Origin of the sequence: Marinilactibacillus sp. GCM10026970, assembly GCF_042660675.1 — a bacterium.
GTDB lineage: Bacteria > Bacillota > Bacilli > Lactobacillales > Carnobacteriaceae_A > Marinilactibacillus.
Map to the genome: position 1 here is coordinate 109,629 of NZ_JBHSUL010000027.1, position 25,630 is coordinate 135,258.

The following is a 25,630-nucleotide window of genomic DNA, read 5'->3' on the forward strand; positions in this document are numbered from 1 at the left end:
CTTTCTACTCTATGAGTTTAATCTGTATCCATTTTATCGACTTTCGCTTTTGCTTTATTCATGATCTTTGACATATGTTCTAGTAAAAGTTCTTGTTCTTCTATTGAAAAGCCATCCAGAATCATCTCGTTCCATTCCTTTAAAATCTTAGCGACTTTTGGATACACTTCCCGTGCTTTATCTGTTGGATACACTAGCAACTTTCGACCATCTTTTGGATCAGGAGAACGCGTGACATAACCCGCTTTTTCTAGATTCGTCAGTTGTCTGGTCACATTACTTTTATTTACATAGATAATCTCTGCAAGTTTTTCTTGCGTTACCCCAGGATTGTTACAAATATTCAAGATATATGTATGGTGCATGCCTTTCAAACCGTACTGCTTCATCTTTTCATTTCGATACATCTCACCTAAACGAGTGGTTCTATTGATCAAGCGCATCATGGACAATACTATTCACCTTCTTTTCATTTACTCTTTGATAACCTTATCAAATATTTGTTGCGCGTGCAACGAATTAGGTCTACAAACTACCAACTAGGTAAATTCAAGAGAAAAAACGCTAGTAATCAGAATCACTAACGTTTCGCATTTCAAATCTTTTATTCTTTTGGTGGTAAATCTTCAACGGTAAGATGAACGAAAGTAGGATTTTTTATAAGTCAAATTAAGATTTCCTTGTTCTGTTCTCTCTATTTATGTCTTTTATTTCTTAAATACCAGTAAACGAGACCCCAGAACCCAATCGTTGACACCAAAATAATGATTTGTTGTATTCCTGATAAGTTACTACTCGAGCTACCCAACCCACTTCTAAGAAAGGCCCCTCCTACTCTTATGAATACGAGTAAAATGACCAGTATAAATAAAGTTTTTCTACTATTATCTTTCATTTACCGTATACTCCTAACATATTCTTATTTCATCAATCCTTTGAAATGATTTTCCATTAAGTAATGAAAGTTTTTATCTGAAAAGTCCAGTCCTGTAAAGGAATAAGAAGCATTCGCATCAATATAAAAATAGTACCGTTTGTTCTCAACTTTAAACCCTAGACAGTATTGTATAAGTGGACGTGATATAAAAAAGTCAGTAATATCAGCGTAATTGATTTTTAGGCTATGTTTCTCTGGATCATTTTGTAAATACTTCAAACTCAGCATGACTAAATGATCTTCCTCGAAAAGTAAACAATAAAAACCAAAATACGCTGTTATGTAGTGTGACCAATTAAAATACCATTGCAGATCTGGTCGAATTCCTCTTTCTGCTATAAAATAATTATGATTTAAGTAATATCCCATATCTCTGAGCGTTTCTTCCAATACTTCTCTTTCCTGTTCCTTTGTATAGATTTCCTTACTCAAGATTTATGCGCTCCTTTTTAATCTTCACATATAGTTGAGTCTAACATATATCAATTAATGATTAAAATGAACGCTTTTAGCTTACTTTTTACCTTTGATATGTATACGAAAAGTCTTTTTATAGAATATATTATCTATTCGAAAATTATTTTAAAGGCTACTGTTTCTGACGAACACTGAAGAGTATACTTTACCTATAAAATAAGTAACGACTTTTACAAAGAAGGTATTTAAAAATAAAGAATAGGCGGTAATTCATATGACAAAGAAAATTATCTATAGAATCATTTCTTTCGTATTTGCTATTAGTATGCTTTTTGTTACTCGTAATTTTAGCGAAGGCTCAGTTCCAGATATTTATTATTATGGTATTTCATATAACATGTTCTGCATGACGATGAGTGTTCTTTTCATGTTGTTGAGTCTATCACCTAAGGAATGAAGTTTCCGTTACCTGTATTAGCTGTCGAATTTTAATAAAGAGACCGTTAAATTAATCATGATTAATTTAACGGTCTCTTTATTGTGATGTAAACTTAGTATGTCATGATTTAATAAATTTGAATCTACTTCATTTTCGCTTAATATTTATCTAACCTATTTTTCAAGCCCATTCGTGTACACGGAGCCGTCTTTTGCTTTTGCCACTCTATTGTTAATTTTTGGCAATGTCTTCTAAGTAGTCAATCAATTGAGCTTCTAACTTACTATCTGTTGGAACAATTATTTTTTCTAACAATGACCTAGCATCTACTATCAAAGTCTCAAATTTCTTTATATCCTGTTCTTTGATAAGCGCATACGCGGCTAATACTCTTATGGTATCTGTTTGTTTTAAGGACAAATAAACTTTTAACCACTTATTCTCCATAAAGTTTTCAATCTCTTTATCCTCAGGTGAGCACATTAATGAAAGAAACAAATATTCTGCTAACACAACTTTTTTATGCGCATGTTGCACTTTATCAATATTTTTCACTAATGGCATTAGGCAATTCTTTGCTTGTTGAAATGCGTACTTTTCTTCGTAACGATTGACATCCAGTAAAATCATCGCGACATTGTAAGGGTCAGTTAACGGTTCTTCATTATTGTAGTATATATATTTCTCTAATTCTGTAAAAGTCGCTCCTTCCATCATATCCGTGCTTATTTGTAAAATATAATTTAGTTGAATTCTTCGATTAGTACTTTTCAATCCATTCCATATATTTTTTCCATCATTTGACCCAAAAGGAACAAGGTTAGCTACAACAATTAAAACTCCAGTTGCGCAAAAGATGAGTATACCGCTCCTGACAAATTCAGGTAGCGAGCTCATTAAAAACACACTCACTAATCCAGAGGATACGGCGTTAGCTATTATTCCTCCAAGATGATAAAGTACGAAAGGAGCAGATTCAAGGTCTTCAGGGGGTCTCATGGAGCATTGTCCAATCAACCCTGGAAAAGGTTGATAGCGAATTTCATACTTACCTTTTTTTTTGTATAAAACAATATTCAATATACGAATCCAATTCAATCGATACCCCGAAATTAATCCAGCAATCAAATGTCCTAATTCATGAATCGAAATATGTAAAAAATAAATAAAGACAGTAATACCTAGGAAAAGACTCACTTCCTTGCCAAGCAGGATCAAGATGAGAATGACTAATACAACGTGTGCAATTTTCTTAATAAACTTTGAGAACTTATTTTCCATTATTCTATTATATTTGTGTTTAATTGAATTCAGAAAATCCCTACTTTCTTTAAAATATCATTTCTTCTTATTCTATATTCTGCTTTGAATTTATCGGGGTTTCTAATATCCTATTAAAAATTGCTTAATTTCCAAAAGAAATTTTAAATTTTATGTCTAAATCAAAATAATTAAAAGGCCTAAAATTCTTATACTTCAACTTTCAAATAGTCTTGCTCAAATTTATGATACCTTAATTTTAAAATATCAATCTTTTTAAATAAAGATCAATTAGTAATTTTATTTAAATCTATTATCTAGATATAAAAATTGACCACTTCACTTAAAAAGCGAATTGGTCAATTTAGTTATCTTAATTCATTATCTAATGGAACAATCACTTCGTCTAGAACTAGTCGCCAACTTCTTTTAACAGCTTGTGCATACTTAAAAGGTTTAGCTTCTGGGTTGGATAGTTTATATTTATCATAATCTTTACTGTTTATGATACCACCCATATTCGGTATGGGATCTGCTCCTATTACATACTGCAAAGCAGAAGAATGTAATTCATGTTCTGAAACAAACCAATTCTTTGTAAACTCCCGAATTGATTTATCTCTAGCTTCTGCGAAGTATTGTCTCTTCACAACAAATATATCTTCATTAATGTCTAGTTCTTTCGTATCTATAGCGTTTAATATCTCGCGATAAACTTCTTTAACGTATTCAATTTTATTTAACTTCTGCAGAGCTTTTTCAATTTCTTCACGTATATCCTGATTGTTCGCAGAGTAAATATTTAATAAGCGATTTATATAAGTTGCATCAATATCATACAATTTGATATTACTATCGTTGTAAAATTCAATTTCAGAAAAATCTGGTGGGTCTACTGGATCTATTGACAGTTCCCTTTCCAGTGATCCTTTAACTGTATTATAAATTCCCATTTGTTCTTCAACAACATGAACTTGATTTTTTAATACATTAGATTTTTCAATATCATCATTGTAGTTATCATACGTCACCAATGCCTTGTAAGAATTACTTAGCTCCTGATAAGCTTTAACGTAATCAATTCTAGTCTCAATAGATGATTGCTCATCTATATCGCCCGGTACGATGATAAATTCCTTGATATTGTTGTGAGCCTTCTTGAATCTTTTCTTAGACTCCTCATACGTGGGATAAATTAGTCCAGATTCTTCTTTAGCTTCAGAATATAATTTTGTAGCGTCTGCTACATTTTTTTCCATCGTATTTGGTTTACGAAATGTCACAATCATTCCTTTATCTTTTTCAGGGTAAGTTCGGTTCGTTCTAGAAAATGCTTGAATTAAATTTGCATATGTCAAGTTGCGATCAACAAATAATGTCTGAATAGTAGGAGCATCAAATCCAGTCAACAAGCGATCGACTACAATTACTAAATCTATTTGACTCCCTAGTTTTTTGAATTCAGCTCTTTTTCTAGCTAAGCGATTATTAATATCTCCATTGTAGCGGTTTAAATCCTTTATTGACCACGAAGTATTATAATAATGATTATAGTCTTCGATTATGAATTTCATTTCGTCTTGATTCGCCTTAGCTTCTTCGTTATTTTCATCTAGAGAATATGTAATAGCAACTCTAGGGAAATCCGGATCATCGAAAGTTCTTCCTTTTCGAACAGGTTGTTTCGAAAATTCATTCTGAAACCATTCAGTATCTGCAGTTAACTCTTTAATAGCATAATAATAGCGCTTAGCCATTTCAATTGAACTCGTCGTCAAAATTGCAGACTTTTGAGGACGTCCATTTTCAAAATCAAATTTGTTGTAGGCATTGTCCGGTCGGAGTATTTTGCGTACTACTTTTTTTATGTGTTCGTCACTTTCAAAAATACTATTATCTATATATTCTTCCTTTTTTATTTCACCCAAATGATCTATTTCTTGATTGATTTCTTCAGAAGTTTTTAAGCTATTCTTTTCATCTGACCTGAATTGTTCATATATATGATTGTTTAAAGATGTTGGCAAAATCGTATTTTCATGTTCTACCTGAAAACCTAGGACTGATTTATCTTCTAAAGCGTTTTTGATTGTATAGGTATGTAATACTTCACCATATTGATCATGAGTTGTTCTCGCTAATTGCCCTTGTGCTTGCTTTTTATTGACTTCAAATATTGGAGTTCCAGTAAAACCGAACCAAGTTGACCTAGGGAAGAATTTTTTTATTTCTTCCATACCTTCTGCACTCAACGCACGATGACATTCATCTACTACAAATACGATGTGCTGACCCATTAATTTCTCAAATCGATTTGTTCCTTTTCTTTCCTCTTCTTTCTTAGCAAAACGTAAGGCTGAATCCAACTTTTGTCTAGTCGTCACTATAATGACATTAGAGTTAGCATCCGATAGCAAGGTTTTACTTAGTTCTTTAGCACTATCCGTTCCAACAATCAGACTATTGGATTTATTATTACCAGAAGAAATTCCTGTATTGTACTCTGATGCAAATTTAGAAAACTCAGTGGTAGTTTGGTTATCCAAATCTTTTCTATCTACTAGCATAATTGTACGATCTACGCCCGGTTTCTTAGCAAGGAGCTTAGTTGAAACAAAACTAGTCAGTGTTTTACCCGATCCCGTTGCATGCCATACGTATCCAGATTTATGCTTATTAGCGGCTATAAAAAGTTCCTTTATTGCATGAATCTGGTAAGGATGAAGGACCATTAAAGTTTTATTATCCTGATCCTCACTAACAATAGTATAATCCGCAATTAATCTATGCGCATCAGGGATATTCAATACTTGCTTACAAAACTCATAAAGATTATTTACTTTTGTGTTATTCTTTGTTCTCCAGCTAAACATAAACTTTCTATGCAGATCTTTAGGCATAGCATTAGCGAAGTAGCGAGTCGTGTGTTCATTTGATACAACAAATAACTGAACAGTTGAAAAGATATTATTTCGAAACATACCTTCCTCGGCATACTTTTTAATCTGGTTGAATGCTTGGTACACGCCGTCCTTAGCACTAGCCTGCTTTAATTCGATTTGCACAATCGGTAACCCATTTATTAACAAAGTTACATCAAATCGTCTATCTCGTCCTTCTAAGTCTATACCCTTCTTGGCAATTTGATTTACAACTTCATATGTCGAGATTCCCCCACCAATATCTTGATTGGAATATAAGATTAATGATATAGATCCTAAAGAAACGTCTTCTCTTTCTAGAGTGATTCTTGCGATTCCATTTTCCCCTTTTAACCATTTAGCTGCTTCGAAAGGTGTTTGAGTATGTAACAGTAACTCTGTTCTGATCATTTCAAATTCTTTATCCGTAATTCTATGTTCGCCAATTTCAGATTGATTATTTTGTGTAATTTTTTGGCGTAAATTCTTCCATAAATCTTCTTCAGACTTCAAGTCATTCCTAAAGGTCCATTGATTATGGCCTTCCCCTAAAACTTCAATTAATTGAGCTTCTACTTGAGCTTCGTTGTTATGTTTGAGATTAACCAAATCTATCCACCTACCTATTTTTGAAATACTTAATATTATTATAACACGAAGAAGTTTCTTGATAAAAAGTTTATGAAATTATCGATTGGGAACAGCATAAGTTGGGTGAATTATCCACTAATTTTGAATATGGATTAAACGCAAGTGCTACTTCGTACGATGGAATCAATAAATATATTCGTATTACAGACATCAGTGAAGAAAACAGATCGTTCGCTCAAGACAATCTTACATCACCTAATATTGATCTTGGCTCAGCCGAAAATTATCTTCTCAAAAAAGGAGATATTTTATTCGCAAGAACAGGAGCAAGTGTTGGTAAGAGTTACTGTTATCAAGAGTCAGATGGAAAAGTATACTACGCTGGTTTTTTAATTCGAGCAAGAATTGATACTAATTACGATGCAGAATTTATCTTTCAAAATACTCTAACTGATGAATATAAGAGATTTGTAGAAATTACTTCTCAGCGATCTGGACAACCAGGTATTAACGCCAAAGAGTATGCGGATTTCATATTACAGGTCCCAAAATTTCAAGAACAAAAAGTGGTTGGTGAATTTTTCAGACTACTTGATAATACTATCGCTCTTCATCAACGTAAGTTAGATAGACTCCAAAGCCTAAAAAAGGCGTATCTACAAGTTATGTTTCCAAAACAAGAATACAAAATTCCTGAAGTTAGGTTTGCTAATTTTATTGATCGTTGGGAACAGCGTAAGTTGGAAGATGTAGCAATGAGAGGGAAATCATACTCTCTTTCAAGAGACGTTGAAACCTTTGAGTATACTGGGTATAAATACGTTCATTACGGTGACATACACAGAAAAATTGCGGATATCATAACAACAAAAAGCAACCTTCCAAACATCAATTCCGGAGAATACGAATTACTAGAAGATGGAGATTTAATTTTAGCAGATGCTTCTGAAGATTATCAAGGTATCGCACTACCATCTTTGGTAGCATTTGTTCCTAACTATAAACTTGTTGCTGGACTACATACTATTGTTTTGAGGCCGAAAAAAAGTATATTAAATTCTCTATTTTTATATTACCTTATTCATTCTCCTATATTTAGAAGATATGGTTATAAAGTCGGTACGGGTATGAAGGTTTTCGGAATAAGTGCTTCAAACTTGATGAAATTTGAATCTTTATTACCAAATTTAGAAGAACAGAAAAAAATTTCAAAATTTTTATATGGATTAGACGCGAATGTCGTTCTTCATCAAAAAAACTTAAATCTTTTAAAAGAACTAAAAAAAGGCATGTTGAAAAAAATGTTCGTATAAAATACTTTTAAATATCAGAAAACCTCCGACTAATAATAATAGTGGTTATCTCACTATATTTTATCAGGAGGTTTTTATTTTTATGTCACGATACGAAGAAGAAACACAGTTGTTCAAAAAGTATTTTGAGGAGTGGATTGAATTATATAAGGTGGGTGCCGTCCGTCAAGTTACACTTAGAAAATACTATATGAGCTTGCAAAGAGTTACTGAAATAGCTCCGAAGCTGAGAATTAATGAGTTAGATCGAAAAGCATACCAAAACTTATTAAATCGATATGCAGAGACACATGAAAAACAAACTACTATGGATTTTCATCATCAATTAAAAGGAGCTATACTTGATGCAGTTGATGAAGGTCTTATAAAACAAAATCCTACTCGCAAGATTATAATTAAAGGGAAAAAACCGAGAGAGAAGAAAAACCAATATTTAAACCAATTTGAAGTACAAGCTTTGATTAGAGAGTTAAATTTATCTGAAGAAATTAATTGGGATTGGTTTATACTTTTAATCACAAAAACCGGTTTACGCTTTTCTGAAGCACTAGCATTGACCCCTAATGACTTTGACTTTTCCACTCAAAAAATACTAGTTAATAAAACTTGGGATTACAAACACAAAAAAGGAGGTTTTCAACCTACAAAGAATACTTCTTCTAACAGAAAGGTACAGTTAGACTGGCAAACTGCTATGCAATTCTCTCAATTAATTAAAAAATTCGAACTTGATCAACCAATATTCGTAAAAAGTAGAGTTTTCAATTCTACAGTAAATAATCGATTGAGAGCTGTCTGTAAAAAAGCAGATATATCAATTATTACAATTCATGGACTAAGACATACACATGCATCACTTTTACTTTTTGCCAACGTATCCATAGCAAGTGTTGCTAAAAGACTGGGACATTCAAGCATGACAACTACTCAAGAAACTTATCTCCATATAATTAACGAACTTGAAAATCAAGATAACGATAAAATAATGAGACATCTGGCTATGTTGATGTAGTAAAATACAACATTAGCTAGACAACAAATTGTCTAAGAAGAAGCTAAGGAAAAATTAGGAAAAAAGTCCTCCCATCAAATTAAGCATTTAATTTGATGGGAGTGATTGTTTTGAATTTTGTGTTTTTACTCAATAAAAATTTCTATCCCAGAGTCTTTTAAATTAAAAATATTAGATAAACATCTTTTTTAGATATGCTTTTTTTAGTAAATTTAATTTATCTATCTCTTTTTGATTAAGACCGATAATATTATCGAATCGCTCGAAAAAGCTTCCGATTTTTCTTTGTTCATCTATTATTGGGTAAGATAAATTTACTTCTTTCAAATCCGAGTTACGTAAATGAACGACCGACTTTCCTTGTGCTCTTCTAGTCAATTCTTTTTGTTGCTCTCCGTTGGATATAGTTAAAGCTAAAAAAGAAGAATCAACTAGAACATTAGGTTTGATGACATTTAAATCACCACCTAATATAATTCCCGCTTTAACAACAACTGATGCTCTAGAGATATCTTCGCTAGTTTCACCAGAAGCTGGTACGATTACTTCATTTCCCTGACTAATAATAGAATTTTCTTTTACTTCTACAAATGTATCTACGTCTTTGATCAATATTTCGTAATCAGTATATAATCGCCCATAGTGAATTGCTGGAGTTCCCTCACTTCTTAAGTCACTTTTTGAATACCCGGAACCTTTTTTGAAAGTAGCTAACTCTTCCAATTTACGCTGTTCCCATGGGTCATTAAAATTAGCAAACCTAACTTCAGGAATTTTGTATTCTTGTTTTGGAAACATAACTTGTAGATACGCCTTTTTTAGTCTTTGGAGTCTATCTAACTTACGTTGATGAAGAGCGATAGTGTTGTCTAGTCGTTTAAGGAATGATCCTATTTTTATCTGTTCTTCAAAACATGGAACTGAAAATGAAGTAGTTGAGACTTGTTTCCAATCTGAACGTGGCATTTTTGTTCCAGAAGTATCATTTGCTACTTTTTGATATTTAGACGCTTGGATCAAGTAATAGATAAAGTTTGCGTCGGAGTTTTTTGGTTCAAACACCCAAAAATCTCCTAAAGCTATTCCTTCAAAATCAGGTAACAACCAGTTTTTTAAATATGGCCGAAGTTTTCCGAAGAGAATATTATTTGGCTTAAAATGAGTTCCTTTTCTAGTATCAAATTTATGACTCACATCTTTATTAAGCCTACCTTCGCCAGCTTTAATATCTTCAAATTCAACTTTGGGAAGTAAGTCAGAATTAGAAGAAGTTTTTACTCTATCTACTATCTCTGTGAACTTACGCTGTTCCCAAGCTTCAGTAAAGCCATTAAACCGCATCTCGGGATACTTTTCCCCCTCACTACGGCTCATCTAAAAACCTCCTTGGTAGCACGAATTAAAGATTCAGTATCTTCTGTAATCTCTAACTCATCTAACATGGAGAGAAACTCACTCTCGGCCTGTTTTATTTCATTATTAAGAGAAACAATCTCTTTACTTAAAGCTTCAATATCAATTGGAGCTTCTTCTTCAAAAGTATCAACATATCTGGGTATATTAAGATTGAAATCATTTTCTTGAATTTCTTCAAAACTTGCAAGGTAAGCATATTTATCGACGTCTTCACGATTTTTATATGTATTGATAACTTTATCAATATTTTCCTTAGTAAGTTTATTTTGATTTTTACCTTTAACAAATTCTTTACTGGCATCAATAAATAGCACATCTCGTTTAATTCGGTTTTTCTTTAAGATAATTACAGTCGTCGGAATAGACGTACCGAAAAAAAGATTGGATGGCATGCCTACAACAGCATATATGCTACCGTCTTCGAGAAGCTTCTTACGGATTACACCCTCTGCAGCTCCTCTAAATAGAACTCCGTGAGGCAAGACGATTGCCATCGTTCCAGTATCCTTAAGGTGATAAAATCCATGGAGTAAAAATGCAAAATCAGCTTTTGATTTAGGTGCTAATTTACCAAATTTGTTAAATCTAGAATCATCTAGAAACGAATTATCCGCTGACCATTTTGCTGAGTACGGTGGATTCATCAGAACAGAATCAAAAGTATACGGTTCATCTGAAGGCCAATCTTTATTTAAAGTATCTCCATTTCGCAAGTGGATATCTTCTTTATCAACACCATGCAAGATGAGATTCATTTTAGCAAGGTTAAAAGTTGTCGTATTTAATTCCTGTCCATGATACTTAACGCTGTCAGGGTAATTAAGGTAATTACGCACATTCAGCATCAAGGAGCCCGAGCCCATTGTCGGATCAAATACACTAAACAGTCGCTTATCTTCTTGACCAATCGCTACAATTTGAGCCATCATGTCGGAAATCATGTGTGGAGTATAAAATTCTCCTGCTTTCTTACCCGCCTCTGATGCAAACTGGCCAATCAGAAACTCATAAGCGTCTCCTATAACATCTCCATCTTGTTTCGTTAGATTTACATCATTAATTTTCTTAAGTACCTCAGTAATTGTTACATTCCGTTGTTGATCATCTGATCCTAATTTTTTTGATTGCAGATCCACATCATCAAATAAACCATTAAACTGATCATACTTAGTGGATAATTGAATAAAAGCTTTATTTAAATCATTTAATTGAAATATGTTTTGCTTCGCTTGCTCAGCTAACACATTAAACAGATATTCTGGTTCAATCTCAAATCCTAACGTATCAACAAGTGTCTGAATCAAGTCGTTTTTTGTTTCTTCATCTTCTAATAATTCTCTATATAAAGTTAGTTGGATATTCGGTGTATCGTATTTATCGATGTTTTCATCTGCTAATTCTACAACTTTTTCAAGCAGTTTATCTGACAGATACTTGTAGAAAATCAAACCAAGTAGATAATTTTTGTACTCTGAAGCATCCATTTTACTACGAAGGTTGTCCGCAGCACTAAATAAACGATTGTTTAAATCTGCACCCAATTTAAAACTCTCCTTTAAAAAAATGTTTTAATCATAATTATAACATTTACGCTGTAGTTTAGCGATAGTCAGTTCGGATTTATAATATAAATTAGCATATAAAAAAGCCATATTATCTTTCTAAATAATTGGCTTTTGAATTTACATAGTAAGCAGATATTAATTTATATTAGGATTAGTTCGTCTAAATACTATTCTCTCATACATTTCAGAAACTTTCGCTTCTTGTTCCAGTGAGTCGTTGGAGTTTCGGGTCTAATCAAATGGGTTTTAGTGTAATTCTATTATGAAATATTTTTAAGAAGACTGGCTTTATCTTTAAGCGGTCTCCTATCTATTAATTATCGCTTATTCTGCTATTAACCAGTCAACAATATAAATAATCGGAATGCCTTCTATTTGCTCTACCTCATGATAACGACCTGTAACAACAATTTTTTTATAATTCCCATCTTTTCTACCCACCGCATTTCTACGTAATCCATCATCTACAATAAAGTACTTCATATTTGTACTCAGATATTCTCGACCTCTAATGTCATATTGTTTCGCTCGGTAATACAAATAACCGTTTTCTAATAAATCCAAATACCGATTTACTGTATGACCACTTATTTTCAAGCCTTCATTTTTTAATGTATTGAAAATTTTAGAAGCATTGATTAACTGTCCAACATTATCGGTTAAAAAACGGATAATGAATTTCAAAGCAGTCGCATCTTTTACACCTGCTCTTAAGGCAACGTCGTTTAAAACGATTGTATCAAATATTCCTGATAAGATTGTATCTTTGATCGTTTCTTCTGCGATGATAACGCTTAGAAATCCACCATGTTTTTCGTATTGATTATAAGCACTGTCTACATGGCGAGAATCTTGTTCTATTCCTCTTACTGTCAAATACTCACGAAAAGAAAATGGATAAATCGGTATCTCAATATACCTTCCACTTAAAAAAGTGGCTAATTCGCCGGATAACATATTTGCGTTTGAACCTGTAATTATGATGTCACTGTTGTAACTTACCCGGATTCTATTAATAACACATTGCCAACCTTCTACAACTTGTATTTCATCGAATAAAAAATATACTGATTTTCCTAACACTGCTTCAGCTAATCGTCTAATCGGTACCGTACTAATGGACGGCCATGAAAGTTGGATAAGTTTATATTCAATTTGAAACGAACTGAATTTAAGATAAACAGAGTATCTTACAAAATACAACAGAAGCCTGGACTTGACTATTTTAATCAAGATATATATTATAATTATTTAAATTATCAATGGATGTGTAAAAAACGAGAATTTTTCAATCTATGTATAAAAAGGTGATTATTAAGTTAATTATCCCCCTGGACTCTTTTTTGGTCATACGAAGGTTTTAATCCTCTCTGGTAAGCATAAAATACTTCAACTTCTATGGCAATCAGTATGATATTGAATTGAATTATATTACATTCACTACTAATACTATAAGAACTTAAAAAAGATGACCCCAGTTACTTACCGGAATCACCTTCTATGGATTAGATAATATTCTTCTTTATTACATATAGTTTAAAAATAGTAACACATAAGCTTAAATGAAACGTTTTTTCATATCATCTATTTAGTATTTATTAATACATACTCATCCACGTCAGATGATGTACATTCCTTCTTCTTTAACCTATCATTCACTTTTATCCTTTTTTTCAAAATTATAAGTATTCATGGTAGGCAAAACTATAGCTGACTCGTTATCTAGAGAGCTTATAATCGAGATAATAGCTCTTAGATATGGCATTAAAATTGCACTACCATTTACTAACAAATAATTTTTTGCCTTATCTTCGTTTTCCTCATTTATAGTAAAAAATCCTGACAATTCCACTGAAATAACTCTTAAGTTATCTTCATCAATAATAGATGTTTTCAATTTCACTATTGCTTTATTGTGATATTCTTCGTTGATACCTATAGTTGCATTAATATCACCGTGTTTTATATCTTTATTTTCAATTTCTTCTATTCCGTTATAAACTGTAAAATCTACATCTGTAATCCTATAACTATCAAGTTCTATTACAGGTTGTTCTCTATCCATAATCTCACCCACTTTATTATTAAGCTGCTAGAGGAGTTCCAGCATTTTCTTCTGAATATTGTGTACTTTCAATCTCGATCCAAGAATATTTTAAGATTTTTTTCTTGTCAATTGATTTATTTTCTGTATATTCTTGGTTTTCAAAGTTGATGACATACTCATTGTCATTATAAATTTCCTTATTACTTACATAATTTTCAGTATCAATATGTTTTAATACTTTCTTAAATCCTTCAAGGTCTTTTAAAGAAAGATTTTGAAGATCGAAGTCTTCTGACAATATTAATCCCATTTTTATTCCTCCTTTGGAATAATTTCAATCAAATCAAGTTTTCTCACGGCTATTTCTTTACCGTTATTTCCTTTATCATCACATTTTAAATGAGGGATATCAGTATAGGTATCCTTAATCACAACATCAAATTTTTTTTCAGGATGTTCTTTTTCATATAACTGATAAACTAATTCTATAAGCAATCCTTTATTGTCCGCTTGTTGTTGAGCTCGTTGCTTTGCTCCATCATCTCGAATATTTTTCATTTCTTCAAGAAGTTCTTTTTCAAACAATTTACTAATACCCTCTAAAAAAGCGACGTTATCTTCGTTATTCAAATCTAATGATTTTTCTTTTAGGTATTTTATATTCGCTTTAACTAAACAAACTGATGTTTTATTACTTATTAATTCTTTATTTTTATACTTTCTTACATATTGTTGAGCTATTATATTTCCTTTATCGTTAAAAAATGGCAAATAAAAATAAATACCATTACCCAAATCGTTGGGCTGTCTTTGATTTTCTTTACCAAAAATATAAGAATTAAAATTAAAAAATTCACTTGATATACTTTTTTGTCGTATTTTAGTCGTTCCGTGCCAACCAATTAAATTTTCATATGTCATTACTTCCATTCCTAAGCTATGTTTGTAGGTTGTTAATTTATGTTTGAAAATAATATAATTAGCTATTTCTAAAGCTAACACTATCCTTATTTTATTGAACTATTCAAAAAAAAGCAATACTTTTACATTTTTTAAAAATAAAATAAAAAATCGATTCACTATTAGTACATATTCTTTCTTCAACATTTACAACTAATTTGTCACAGTAAACATCTTACTTATATTATTACAAAAAGCTAGACTAATCAAAATAGAAAAAATTACTGCTCAAAACTTGTTATTATATATTTTTCTTTTACTAATTCGTCCTTGTCGTTAAAGTAATGTTCTATATTTAATTCACCGCTTATACTTGATGACACCGTCACTGATTTTACTGATTGTTTTATCTCCTTAAATAGTTCCTTCGTAAACTTAGCTTTAATGTTGTTTCCATCTGGTAGCCTAAGTTTCAAGTAATTTCTTTCGTTACTTGCAGAGCGAACTTCTCCAACAAATTTATTAACATTTGATACTAGTTTTAATTTTTCCTGTTCTACTATTAAGTTATCAATCAATTTTATTTTATTAATTGTTGTATCAACTGGATTAATAGCTCCTACTTTGTTATTCCTACTATCTAAAAGTTCTACATTTAGATCTTGATCATTCAAGTAATTTATTAAATCTTTCGTTTTATTATAAAATTCTTTATGTTCATTAATGTAATGATCAAATAAATAATTTGCATTATAATTTTCAAATCCATAAAACAAATCTACCAAATTATCGAAAACTAAAGATTCTTCAAATAAAGTTTGTTGTCCTCGTTCATCTATTAAAAAATTAATTTCAAAAGAACCCTCTGTAAACGGGACTATATTTAAATCCTGATCAGTAATAATACCTAGTTCTTCCAACTCTTCCTTCTTCTGTTTTATAAATTTTTGTACGTAATCAATCATTTTCGATACGTTTCTTGCTGACATGATATGAGAATTTTCTCTATCGATAAGTTTGTATAGAATTCGAGTTATGTTGAAATAATCAGGGAAATATTCCTTATAGTTTGCTGATATTTCTTGAAGACTCTCATTACGTAAATAATCATATTCGAAAAACACATCTTCTGTTGGTATGTATTCAACTATAGAGTCAGAAAATGAAAATTCATATTCTTCTATAGAAAAAATTCTAGACTGCTCATTTTCAATTATTAATACTTTTAAATCTCCAGATTCTTTGAATTCATAGAGAATATCACCAATTGAAGAATCCGAAAAAATCAGATCGATATTATCTCTGTCAAGCCTTTTAATAAAATAAAGATTATCATCCATAGTATATAAAAAATAATACTTATTATTATTAGAGGATATAAAGGCTAAAGGTTGGTCAAAGTATTCAAAAATAAATACGTATTCCATTTCCCTTATGAAGTCAGTGTCTATCACTTTCATTACTTACCTCCTCAGCTAATAAATTATCTCTGGTTAACCATCCAATATTTTTATACTCCCATAAATTCAAATGGTTTCCCTCTAATAGAGCTTTTCCTAAATCTTTTGTCAAATAAAATTCTGATATGTAATAATTACCAAATTTCTTAGAAAATTTTTTTTTCATTTCTTCCGTAGATCCTCGACTATCATAAAATGATAGTGCCATAGAGGCACACTCTTTACCTTTTATCAAAACACCTCTATCTATGTGAGTTTTGAAATCTTCATCTGTTGGAGGTGAAGATTTGCACAACCTATAAAAAGTACCCTCCACCTCTTCAGAGTTTAAAGGGGGACAGCTCTCGGGATATTCATCATATTTCAGTTCCATTTTATACCTCCTAAATATTAGAATCGCTTAATACTTATTAAAACAAAACAAAGGTAATAAAACAATAGCTTCTACCCCTACAACTCAAATAAACTGTTAGAATTAAGTAGTTAAATTATAAAATAGAGTTACGCATTAATTTTGATTAAGCTTTCAACTACTTTTTCTTGAGACAAAAACCAAACAACCTTTTTATGTACTTACCATTTGAGAGGTTACATATAGCTCAAAGTACCCCTCCAATTACCGCTTGTTCTTTAATGTTTGAATTAGGTACATTCATAAATGAAGTTCAAAAAGGAGTAGGTTATTCTGATCTAAAATCAACAATGAATGTTTATAGCCACGTAGCGCCTCAACAAATTTAAAAATAGTAAAATACTTTAATCTTTGATAAATAAATAGTATTTTAGATAGCTTTTTTAAAATTAAAAGAATAAAAAAGCTAGGGATGTTATTGAATCAACATTCCTAGCTTATTAAAAACTACCCTACTGAACCTTCCATTTCGTAGCTAATCAAACGGTTCAGTTCGACTGCGTATTCCATAGGAAGTTCTTTGGTGAAGGGTTCTACGAATCCCATGACGATCATTTCTGTGGCCGTTTCTTCGTTCAAGCCCCGGCTCATCAGGTAGTAGAGTTGTTCTTCTGATATTTTAGAAACTTTTGCTTCGTGTTCTAAGGCGACGTTCGAGTTGTGGATCTCGTTGTAAGGAATCGTGTCGGATTTCGACTTGTCATCCATGATGATCGTGTCACATTCGATATGTGAGATCGATCCGCCGGAATTTTTCCCAAACGTTACTTGTCCACGGTAGTTGACTTCTCCACCATCTTTAGCGATCGATTTTGAAACGATTGAGCTAGACGTGTTTGGAGCATTGTGGATCATTTTCGCACCGGTATCTTGAATCTGACCTTCTCCAGCCATCGCGATCGACATGGTCGTACCACGAGCGCCACGTCCGTTCAGATGGATACTTGGGTATTTCATAGTCGTTTTAGCGCCTAAATTACCATCGATCCATTCAACCGTTGCGCCTTCAGCGGCAGTTGCACGTTTTGTAACGAGGTTGTAGACGTTATCTGACCAGTTTTGGATCGTTGTATAACGGCAGTAAGCATCTTTTTTAACGATGATTTCTACAACGGCAGCGTGTAGTGAGCTTTCAGAGAATGTTGGGGCTGTACAACCTTCAACGTAATGCACACTTGCGCCTTCATCTACGATGATTAGTGTACGTTCAAATTGACCCATCGCTTCATCATTGATACGGAAGTACATTTGTAGTGGCACGTCACAGCGGACGCCTTTTGGTACATAGATAAAGGTTCCACCCGACCAAGTCGCTGAGTTCAAAGCCGCTAGCTTGTTGTCTGTTGGTGGGACAACTGTTCCAAAGTGTTCTTTGAAGAGTTCTGGATATTCTTTTAAGGCTGTATCGGTATCGGTAAAGACGATCCCCAGTTTTTCGTATTCTTCTTTCATATTGTGGTAAACCACTTCTGATTCATACTGAGCACCAGAGCCCGCCAAAAATTGACGTTCTGCTTCTGGAACGCCTAGACGTTCAAAGGTTTCTTTGATTTTATCTGGTACATCATCCCAGCTACGTTCTGAACGTTCACTGGATTTACGGTAATAGGTGATATTGTCAAAATCAACTTCTGATAGATCCGCGCCCCAATTTGGCATTGGACGTTTCAAAAAGTGATCATAAGATTTCAAACGGTAATCCAGCATCCATTGTGGTTCTTCTTTACGTGCTGAAATATCTCGGATAATGCTTTCTGTTAGTCCTTTACCAGTATCGTAAAGTGACTCGACATCATCGTGGAATCCGTATTGGTATTCGCTTTTTTCTGGTACATCGACCATGTTTGCGTGCCCCTCTCGTGAGTGTGTTGCTCGTTGGTTTCTAGTCTGTTATGTCTTCATGTCTCAGTTGTCCGTCTACTCCGGTACCCTGGTTCGCCAAGGCTTTTTCCAATGCTTTCCAAGAAAGTGTGGCGCATTTGATGCGGGCTGGGAATTTTGAAACACCTGACAACATCATAGCGTCGCCTAAGGCGTTCTGGTCTGGCGTTTCGTTACCCTGAACCACTTGGGAAAATTCTTTTGAAAGATTCAAGGCTTCTTCGATCGGTTTCCCAATGATCGCATCCGTCATCATGCTGGCACTGGCCATAGAAATTGTACAGCCACTACCATCAAATCTAACGTCTTTTACCATTCCGTCTTGTACATTGAGTTGCACTTGGATCACATCCCCACAAGTCGGGTTTCTGAGCTCGATCTGTGTGGTGCTTTCATCCAGTGTCCCACGTCTTCTCGGCGACTGGGAGTGATCTAGGATAACGGCTCTATATAGTTGATCTAGTTTAGTTAAGGCCATTTAAGAAAAACTCCTTTGTAGCGAGAATCGCTTCTACAAATTTATCAGCATCAGCTTTGTTGTTATAAACATAAAAACTGGCTCTAGCCGTTGCGGGCTGATTTAGATACGTCATCAGTGGTTGAGCACAATGGTGACCGGCTCTGACTGCGACACCTTCCATATCCATCGCTGTCGCCACATCATGTGGATGGACGCCATCGATATTGAATGAAATTACACCAGTTCTGAATCTCAAATCTTCTGGACCGAAAATCGTCAGTCCTTCGATCTGTTTTAGTTTCGGCATCACATATTCAACCAGTTCTCGTTCGTGTTGAACGATGTTTTCCATACCGACTTTTTCCAAATACTGAACCGCAGCCGCTAGACCGATTGCTCCCGCAATATTGGGTGTTCCTGCTTCGAATTTCCAAGGCAGTTCTTTCCAAGTACTGTCTTGTTCTTCCACGAAATCGATCATCTCGCCACCGAATTCAATAGGTTCCATCTGTTCAAGTAGTGCACGTTTTCCGTAAAGCACGCCTATCCCAGTTGGTCCTAGCATCTTATGTCCGCTAAAAGCGTAAAAATCCGCGTGGAGCGCTTCTACGTCCACTGGCATATGTGGAACGGCTTGAGCTCCATCAACGACCAGATAGCCGTTTTTCTCGTGTACCCAGTCGGCAATCTGACGTATCGGATTCACCACACCCAGTACATTGGAGACATGCGTTAAAGAAACAATTTTTGTTTTAGTTGTGAGTTTGGTTTGGAAATCATCCAGATCAAGCTGACCATCTTCTGTCAGTTCAGCATACACCAGTTTCGCTTTTTTCTTTTTCGCTAACTGTTGCCAAGGAATGATATTAGAGTGATGTTCCATATAAGAGATCAAGATCTCATCTCCGGCTTCTACGACCACTTCTCCAAAGCTTCTGGCAACCCAGTTCAGTGAAGTGGTGGTTCCGCGCGTCAAAAGCACTTCTGCTGTTTCAGCGGCGTTGATGAAGTTTCGAATAACTTCACGGGACCCTTCATACTGACTGGTCGCTCGTTCTGCCAACGTATGCACACCCCGGTGTACATTGGCATTTGATGTATGGTAATAGGTTTCGACTGCATCCAGTACAGTCTGTGGTTTTTGCGTGGTTGCTGCATTGTCCAGATAAACCAGTGGTTCATCGTTAATGACCTGGTTTAAAATGGGAAAATCCTGTTTTAATCGGTCAAACGAATCGGTCATCTAGCCGTCAACTTCCTCTCAATGGTTTCAACTAGTTCATCACGAATCGATTTCAAAGGAATCGCTGAGATTACAGATCCTAAAAATCCTCTGATGACTAAGCGTTCAGCTTCTGTTTTCTCGATACCACGACTCATGAGATAATACATTTCTTCTGGGTCCACTCGACCGACAGAAGCCGCATGACCAGCTGTGACTTCATTCTCGTCGATCAATAGAATCGGGTTCGCATCTCCACGCGCCTTATCAGATAACATCAATACACGAGATTCTTGTTGTGCATCAGAATCTTTAGCTCCTTTGATGATATGACCGATTCCGTTGAAAGTCAGTGTTGCACGGTCAAGGATAACCCCATGTTGGTAGATATTCCCTGTTGTGTTTTTACCATAGCTGACAACGTTTGAATCAATCACTTGTGTTTGTCTACCGCTACTGATTCCAACGGCTTTCAAGTCTGAATTCGATCCGTTTCCAACGAGGTTTGTATCCAAGTCAGCGATTGTGCTCCCGTTGTTCATGACCCCGATTGCCCAATCAATTGAAGCGTCACGGAAAGTATGTCCAGCACGGTTAAAGTACGTTGTTGTATTTTCACCTAACTGGTCTACTGCAGAGAATTTCACTTGTGCGCCTTGTTTAGCGACAACTTCCACTAAGATGTTAGCAGCATTCTTTTCCTGACCAGCAGTAAAGAAACGCTCTACATAGTTGAAACTAGAATTCACATCCGCATAAACCAGTACATGTTTGATAAAGCTATCGTCTACTAAACTGTTTTGGATAAAGATGGCTTCCAAAGGTTCGTCTACGACGACATTTTTAGGCACATATAAGAATAAGCCTGAGTTCATAAAAGCCGCATGGAAAGCAGAAATCTTGTTTTTCTGTGGTTTCACTGCAATTTGCATGTACGCTTCTTGAACCAATTCAGAATGCTCTTTTAAAGCTGTCTGAATATCGGTAAAGATCACGCCTTTTTCTTTCAATGATTCTGGTAAGGTCTCAATAACCGTATCATTACCGGCTTGAACAACACGCGCTGCATCTGCTTTGTCTTCCATAAACTGAGTAATGTCGACTGACTTCGCTGCTGGTGCACCAGTCAAGTTCGGCACTTGAAACAGTGGCCAACGGTTATAACGTAGTCGTTCAATGATCGGTAGCTCCAGTTTCTCGATACTGTTCAGCGCTTCTAGACGCAACTGAAGCATCCATTCTGGTTCTTGGAGTCCTGTCGAGAAGGCCGTTAGAGCGTCAGCATAATCTACGTACTGCTTTTCTTTTGTTACCATAGGTTTTGCCTCCTCTTTTTTTATTCGTGTTCTTCTTCTTTGTATTCGATGCCCAATTCTTCCATCAAACCTTTGTATCCTTCAGCTTCCAGTTTGTGCGCGAGTTCTGCGCCACCGGTCTTAACTACACGGCCGTCCATCATAATGTGAACAACGTCTGGAGTGATGTAGTTCAAGAGTCTTTGGTAGTGAGTAATAATGAGTGACCCAAAATTCTCGCCACGCATTTCATTCACGCCTTTTGAAACCACTTGTAAGGCATCGATATCTAGACCTGAATCAATCTCATCTAAAACCGCGAAAGTCGGTTCAATCATTAGTAATTGAAGAATTTCGTTACGTTTCTTTTCTCCACCTGAGAAACCTTCGTTCAAATAACGCTCAGCCATTTCTTCAGACATATCAAGTAAGGCCATTTTTTCATCCAGTTTATTGATGAAATCCATAACGCCCATTTTATCGTCTTCGTCACGGCGAGAATTGATCGCTGCACGCATAAATTCCGCATTTGTGATCCCAGCAATTTCACTTGGATATTGAACCGCTAAAAATAGACCTGCACGAGCACGTTCATCGACTTCTAGTTCCAATACGTTTTCTCCGTCAAGCAGGACTTCTCCTTCTGTAACTTCATAACTTGGGTGTCCCATAATTGCAGCGGATAAGGTTGATTTACCGGTTCCGTTGGGTCCCATGATGGCATGGATTTCTCCTGTCTGCATTTTTAAATTAACGCCTTTTAAAATTTCTTTATCTTCAATGGATACATGTAGGTTCTTGATTTCTAATACAGCCATTATGTACCTTCCTTTTCTCTGGGATTTTTTTAGCTACGCACGTTAAAATTCTTATGCGTATACTCTTTCATTTTAGTTTAATTGAGAAAGATTATCAAGGTCAAAAAGCCCTCCAAAACTACTCAAACACGGAAAAATGCTTATGTAACAATGTTTCTAGATTGTAAAAATTATTATCTAGGAAATAATCTAAAATGTTGTCCGTTTCCTTTATTACAATAAAAAAAATGCGCCCTTAAGGAATCTCCCTAAGAGCGCATCAGAATGGAGCTTACTTTATGTGTTTGGATCTAGATAGAATTAAACAAGTAATCCCTATAACCAGCAAAAACAACGCTAAGCCCATATACCTTACAAGGTTTACATTTGTTTCCAATGCATACTGAATCGTATCCATTCCCATCTCATCAATAACTGGATAAACAAAGCTTGGCATAAAGATTGGAATGAATACAGCTATCAGAATCAATAACATTCCTATGTACTTTACAGCTTTGTTCAATAGTTCTATTTGATTGGTTTTTTGACTCATCTCTTCTTTCATAACAGGTATTCCTTCTTTCTTGTCGTTTTTTCATTTCAAATTGGTCAATCTTTACTTCTTTTATTTTCAAACAAGTATCTAATGCCGATCGTAAATAAGAATACAGCGAGTGTTATGTATCTTAAGACATTCAACCCTTTTCGAAATAAATATTCTGTTGTGTCAACGTAATCGTATAAATACAGATAAAAATAAGGATAACTGAGTACAGGTAAAAATAAGAGAATTAATAAGGCCATCGTAATATAGAAACGTCCCTTACTTTTATCATCTTGTTCTATGTCTTCTGTCTTTTTCTTCTCCTCAATTTTGCTTTGTGAAGCTTTTTCTTCTTCCATACGCTCACTCCTCTTTTTGTAGATCACATCCTTCTTAAAGAGAACACTATCACTTTTTCGAAAAAATGCTAGCAACCATTCGTTGCCCCCAGTAGAAAGATTGATTTATCAATGTTTCATCTAGAAAACAACTTTGATTTATGCTATACTATTATTAATCAATGGGAATGAATGTCTCCCAAGGCGTAGCCTAAACCGCTGTAAAGCTGATGACTTCTGTGATGTGTATGCATCCAGGAGTCTCAGCTTTTTTTATGCTCGATTCTACTGGTTGCCTGCCAGACTAATGAAAAGGACTGATTGGATGTTAATGAGTTTTGCTTTGATTTTTATTGTGGGGATCGTGCTAGGGGGACTATCTAAAAAACTCGCTTTGCCTGGTTTGATTGGGATGATTTTTGCCGGTGTCTTGATTGGACCACACGCTTTAAATTTGTTGGGTGAATCTTTGTTGGCGATTTCTTCAGATCTAAGAACGATTGCGCTGGTGATCATCTTAACACGTGCCGGCTTGTCTTTGAATGTATCGGAGCTTAAGAAAGTTGGACTACCTGCTGTATTGATGAGCTTTGTGCCTGCGGTGCTTGAGATTACAGCGATTACCTTGCTGGCACCTTTGTTTTTTGAGTTGACCTATATAGAGTCGGCCTTGATGGGTTCTGTGGTGGCGGCCGTGTCTCCAGCCGTCATTGTGCCTTTGATGCTCAAGATAAAAGAATCCGGCTATGGTCAAAAAAGAGGGATTCCCCAACTCGTGCTTGCGGGTGCTTCTTTGGATGATATTTTTGTAATCGTCTTGTTTTCTTCTTTCTTGTCACTGGCATCTGGTGGGACGGTGACAGCGACGCATTTCTTGACCATACCCGTTTCGATTGTTTTAGGCATCTTAGCTGGTGTTATTACTGGACTGTTACTGGGGCAATTATTTAAAAGAATTCCGTTGAATACGCTGATTCAAGTGCTGATCACGTTAAGTGTTTCTTTTTCGCTACTCACCTTAGAAGACATTTTAGAAGGAACGGTCGCTTTGTCGGGACTGCTAGCGATCATGAGTATGGGGATCGTCTTGAATCAGTTGTATCCTAAGTTGTCTGCAGAGTTGTCTCGTACCTATTCCGGTCTTTGGATCGGTGCAGAAATTTTGTTGTTTGTTTTAGTGGGGACGACGGTTGATTTGAATTATGCTTTAACTGCTGGATTGGCTGCGATCGTTTTGGTTCTGGGTGCATTGGTGTTCAGAATGCTTGGAGTTTTCCTCAGCTTAACGCCTTCAAAGTTAACGAATAAAGAGAAGCTTTTTACAATGATTGCTTATACGCCAAAAGCGACGGTTCAAGCAGCTATTGGTGGTGTGCCCTTAGCGATGGGACTAGCTAGTGGTGAATTGATTGTAACGGTCGCGGTCTTGTCTATTTTAATTACGGCTCCCATTGGTGCTTTTGTGATTGAACAGTCTTACAGAAAATTACTGGAAGCTGAATAACTTGTTGCAAAATTTCGACAACTCTCTTTTGTAGGTATGAATTTACAAAGAATTTTTTTGAACTAAAACAGCGTTACGGTATACTAATATAGACCTGAATAATCAGGTGTTTGAAAGGATGATGCTCGATGAAACCTGTTATTGGAATACCTGGAAATATTTTAACGAACTTTAGTCCTCGCTATAATAGTTTACCTGTCACTTACACACCTCATGGATTTGTGGAAGGATTGCATGCCGCTGGTGCACTGCCTGTTGTCTTCCCTATCTCCAGTGAAGAAAATGCCAGACAGTATGTAAAGAGTGTGGACGCCATTTTACTAGCTGGTGGTCAAGATGTGTCTCCTTTGACTTACGGTGAAGAGCCGCATTTAAAATTAGAAGAAACCAGTCTTGAGCGCGATAAATTTGAGATGGCCGTTATCAAAGAAGCCTGGGCAGAAAATAAACCTGTACTAGCAATCTGTCGCGGTCTACAAATCTTTAATGTGGCGTTTGGTGGAACCTTGTATCAAGATGTTTCTCTTTATCCAAAACTTGGCGTGCAACATGTACAGGTCTCGACTCCTGAAACAGCTGCGCACTCAGTCACCCTTGAAGAGGATTCTTGGTTAGGCCAGTTATATGGTAAAAAAGCCAATGTGAATTCTTATCACCATCAAGCTATCAAGAAATTGGCAGATGGCTTACGTCCTGTTGGTTGGTCGAATGATGGACTGATTGAAGCCTTTGAAAGTAGCGACGACAAGCACATCACAGTTGGCGTTCAGTGGCATCCTGAACTGATGATCCATAACAGCGACGCTGCCCAAGGATTATTTGATGCTTATGTACAAACCGTAATTGACTGGAAAAACAAACAAGCTTAAAACCAAAACGAAGCAATGACTGAAATGGTC

24 protein-coding genes and 1 riboswitch are annotated in these 25,630 nt (G+C 35.0%); of the genes, 4 read left to right on the forward strand and 20 right to left on the reverse strand.

Translation table 11 applies throughout. The annotated features are described in order from the left end of the window. Window positions 1-17: 17 nt before the first annotated feature. From ACFP65_RS07885 to ACFP65_RS07905, 5 genes are all read right to left on the reverse strand, one after another. Window positions 18-446: a MarR family winged helix-turn-helix transcriptional regulator gene (locus ACFP65_RS07885; RefSeq protein WP_379917843.1), complete on the reverse strand. Its 429-nt coding sequence runs from the start codon at window positions 444-446 to the stop codon at window positions 18-20. A 248-nt stretch (window positions 447-694) separates the two neighbouring features. After that, window positions 695-895 (reverse strand): hypothetical protein, encoded by a 201-nt coding sequence (locus ACFP65_RS07890; protein ID WP_379917452.1) that lies wholly within the window; start codon window positions 893-895, stop codon window positions 695-697. A 24-nt stretch (window positions 896-919) separates the two neighbouring features. After that, window positions 920-1,369: a hypothetical protein gene (locus ACFP65_RS07895; RefSeq protein WP_379917454.1), complete on the reverse strand. Its 450-nt coding sequence runs from the start codon at window positions 1,367-1,369 to the stop codon at window positions 920-922. A 655-nt stretch (window positions 1,370-2,024) separates the two neighbouring features. Beyond that, window positions 2,025-3,074: a hypothetical protein gene (locus ACFP65_RS07900; protein ID WP_379917456.1), complete on the reverse strand. Its 1,050-nt coding sequence runs from the start codon at window positions 3,072-3,074 to the stop codon at window positions 2,025-2,027. Between the two features lie 347 nt (window positions 3,075-3,421). After that, a complete protein-coding gene (locus tag ACFP65_RS07905; protein WP_379917458.1) occupies window positions 3,422-6,583 on the reverse strand; it encodes a type I restriction endonuclease subunit R in 3,162 nt (1,053 codons plus the stop codon). Window positions 6,584-6,663: 80 nt separating this feature from the next. On the opposite strand from ACFP65_RS07905, the gene ACFP65_RS07910 reads away from it, so the two are divergent. Further along, a complete protein-coding gene (locus tag ACFP65_RS07910) occupies window positions 6,664-7,878 on the forward strand; it encodes a restriction endonuclease subunit S (protein ID WP_379917845.1) in 1,215 nt (404 codons plus the stop codon). Window positions 7,879-7,960: 82 nt separating this feature from the next. Then, window positions 7,961-8,890: a site-specific integrase gene (locus ACFP65_RS07915; protein ID WP_379917460.1), complete on the forward strand. Its 930-nt coding sequence runs from the start codon at window positions 7,961-7,963 to the stop codon at window positions 8,888-8,890. 171 nt (window positions 8,891-9,061) lie between these two features. Here the strand turns inward: ACFP65_RS07915 and ACFP65_RS07920 are convergent, their stop codons facing one another. The 15 genes from ACFP65_RS07920 to ACFP65_RS07990 all read right to left on the reverse strand — a co-directional run bounded on the left by ACFP65_RS07920 (window position 9,062) and on the right by ACFP65_RS07990 (window position 23,248). After that, window positions 9,062-10,264 (reverse strand): restriction endonuclease subunit S, encoded by a 1,203-nt coding sequence (locus ACFP65_RS07920; RefSeq protein ID WP_379917462.1) that lies wholly within the window; start codon window positions 10,262-10,264, stop codon window positions 9,062-9,064. After that, window positions 10,261-11,847 carry a type I restriction-modification system subunit M gene (locus ACFP65_RS07925; RefSeq protein ID WP_379917464.1) on the reverse strand — a complete coding sequence of 529 codons (1,587 nt, stop codon included), beginning with the start codon at window positions 11,845-11,847 and terminating at the stop codon, window positions 10,261-10,263. Before ACFP65_RS07925 ends, ACFP65_RS07920 begins: the two co-directional genes overlap by 4 nt. A 348-nt stretch (window positions 11,848-12,195) precedes the next feature. Continuing rightward, window positions 12,196-13,122 carry an ATP-binding protein gene (locus tag ACFP65_RS07930; RefSeq protein WP_379917847.1) on the reverse strand — a complete coding sequence of 309 codons (927 nt, stop codon included), beginning with the start codon at window positions 13,120-13,122 and terminating at the stop codon, window positions 12,196-12,198. A gap of 400 nt (window positions 13,123-13,522) precedes the next feature. Beyond that, the gene (locus ACFP65_RS07935; protein ID WP_379917466.1) at window positions 13,523-13,936 is read right to left on the reverse strand and encodes a protein-export chaperone SecB; all 414 of its coding nucleotides are present in this window, start codon (window positions 13,934-13,936) and stop codon (window positions 13,523-13,525) included. Between the two features lie 19 nt (window positions 13,937-13,955). Continuing rightward, a complete protein-coding gene (locus tag ACFP65_RS07940; RefSeq protein WP_379917468.1) occupies window positions 13,956-14,228 on the reverse strand; it encodes a hypothetical protein in 273 nt (90 codons plus the stop codon). Between the two features lie 2 nt (window positions 14,229-14,230). Beyond that, a complete protein-coding gene (locus tag ACFP65_RS07945; protein WP_379917470.1) occupies window positions 14,231-14,920 on the reverse strand; it encodes a hypothetical protein in 690 nt (229 codons plus the stop codon). Window positions 14,921-15,099: 179 nt separating this feature from the next. Next, window positions 15,100-16,278 (reverse strand): hypothetical protein, encoded by a 1,179-nt coding sequence (locus ACFP65_RS07950; protein ID WP_379917471.1) that lies wholly within the window; start codon window positions 16,276-16,278, stop codon window positions 15,100-15,102. Continuing rightward, the gene (locus ACFP65_RS07955; RefSeq protein WP_379917473.1) at window positions 16,259-16,651 is read right to left on the reverse strand and encodes a hypothetical protein; all 393 of its coding nucleotides are present in this window, start codon (window positions 16,649-16,651) and stop codon (window positions 16,259-16,261) included. Before ACFP65_RS07955 ends, ACFP65_RS07950 begins: the two co-directional genes overlap by 20 nt. 486 nt (window positions 16,652-17,137) lie before the next feature. Beyond that, window positions 17,138-18,532: a Fe-S cluster assembly protein SufB gene (gene sufB, locus ACFP65_RS07960; RefSeq protein ID WP_379917475.1), complete on the reverse strand. Its 1,395-nt coding sequence runs from the start codon at window positions 18,530-18,532 to the stop codon at window positions 17,138-17,140. A 40-nt stretch (window positions 18,533-18,572) separates the two neighbouring features. After that, a complete protein-coding gene (gene sufU / locus ACFP65_RS07965; RefSeq protein ID WP_379917477.1) occupies window positions 18,573-19,049 on the reverse strand; it encodes a Fe-S cluster assembly sulfur transfer protein SufU in 477 nt (158 codons plus the stop codon). After that, window positions 19,036-20,274: a cysteine desulfurase gene (locus ACFP65_RS07970; RefSeq protein WP_379917478.1), complete on the reverse strand. Its 1,239-nt coding sequence runs from the start codon at window positions 20,272-20,274 to the stop codon at window positions 19,036-19,038. Before ACFP65_RS07970 ends, sufU begins: the two co-directional genes overlap by 14 nt. Next, window positions 20,271-21,569, reverse strand: a complete 1,299-nt coding sequence (gene sufD / locus ACFP65_RS07975) for a Fe-S cluster assembly protein SufD (RefSeq protein ID WP_379917480.1) — start codon at window positions 21,567-21,569, stop codon at window positions 20,271-20,273. The genes ACFP65_RS07970 and sufD overlap by 4 nt, the downstream gene beginning before the upstream one ends. Window positions 21,570-21,589: 20 nt before the next feature. Then, on the reverse strand, window positions 21,590-22,366 hold the full coding sequence (gene sufC, locus ACFP65_RS07980; RefSeq protein ID WP_379917482.1) for a Fe-S cluster assembly ATPase SufC: 777 nt from the start codon (window positions 22,364-22,366) through the stop codon (window positions 21,590-21,592). A gap of 271 nt (window positions 22,367-22,637) precedes the next feature. Further along, window positions 22,638-22,910, reverse strand: a complete 273-nt coding sequence (locus ACFP65_RS07985) for a hypothetical protein (RefSeq protein WP_379917484.1) — start codon at window positions 22,908-22,910, stop codon at window positions 22,638-22,640. Window positions 22,911-22,954: 44 nt separating this feature from the next. Next, complete coding sequence (locus ACFP65_RS07990; RefSeq protein ID WP_379917486.1) at window positions 22,955-23,248, reverse strand: hypothetical protein; 294 nt, start codon at window positions 23,246-23,248, stop codon at window positions 22,955-22,957. Between the two features lie 154 nt (window positions 23,249-23,402). Then, a riboswitch (Fluoride riboswitch) is annotated at window positions 23,403-23,474 on the forward strand. A gap of 78 nt (window positions 23,475-23,552) precedes the next feature. On the opposite strand from ACFP65_RS07990, the gene ACFP65_RS07995 reads away from it, so the two are divergent. Together ACFP65_RS07995 and ACFP65_RS08000 are read left to right on the forward strand one after the other, a co-directional pair. Further along, window positions 23,553-24,731: a cation:proton antiporter gene (locus ACFP65_RS07995; protein WP_379917487.1), complete on the forward strand. Its 1,179-nt coding sequence runs from the start codon at window positions 23,553-23,555 to the stop codon at window positions 24,729-24,731. 128 nt (window positions 24,732-24,859) lie between these two features. Continuing rightward, a complete protein-coding gene (locus tag ACFP65_RS08000) occupies window positions 24,860-25,600 on the forward strand; it encodes a gamma-glutamyl-gamma-aminobutyrate hydrolase family protein (protein ID WP_379917489.1) in 741 nt (246 codons plus the stop codon). The last annotated feature ends 30 nt before the right edge of the window (window positions 25,601-25,630 follow it).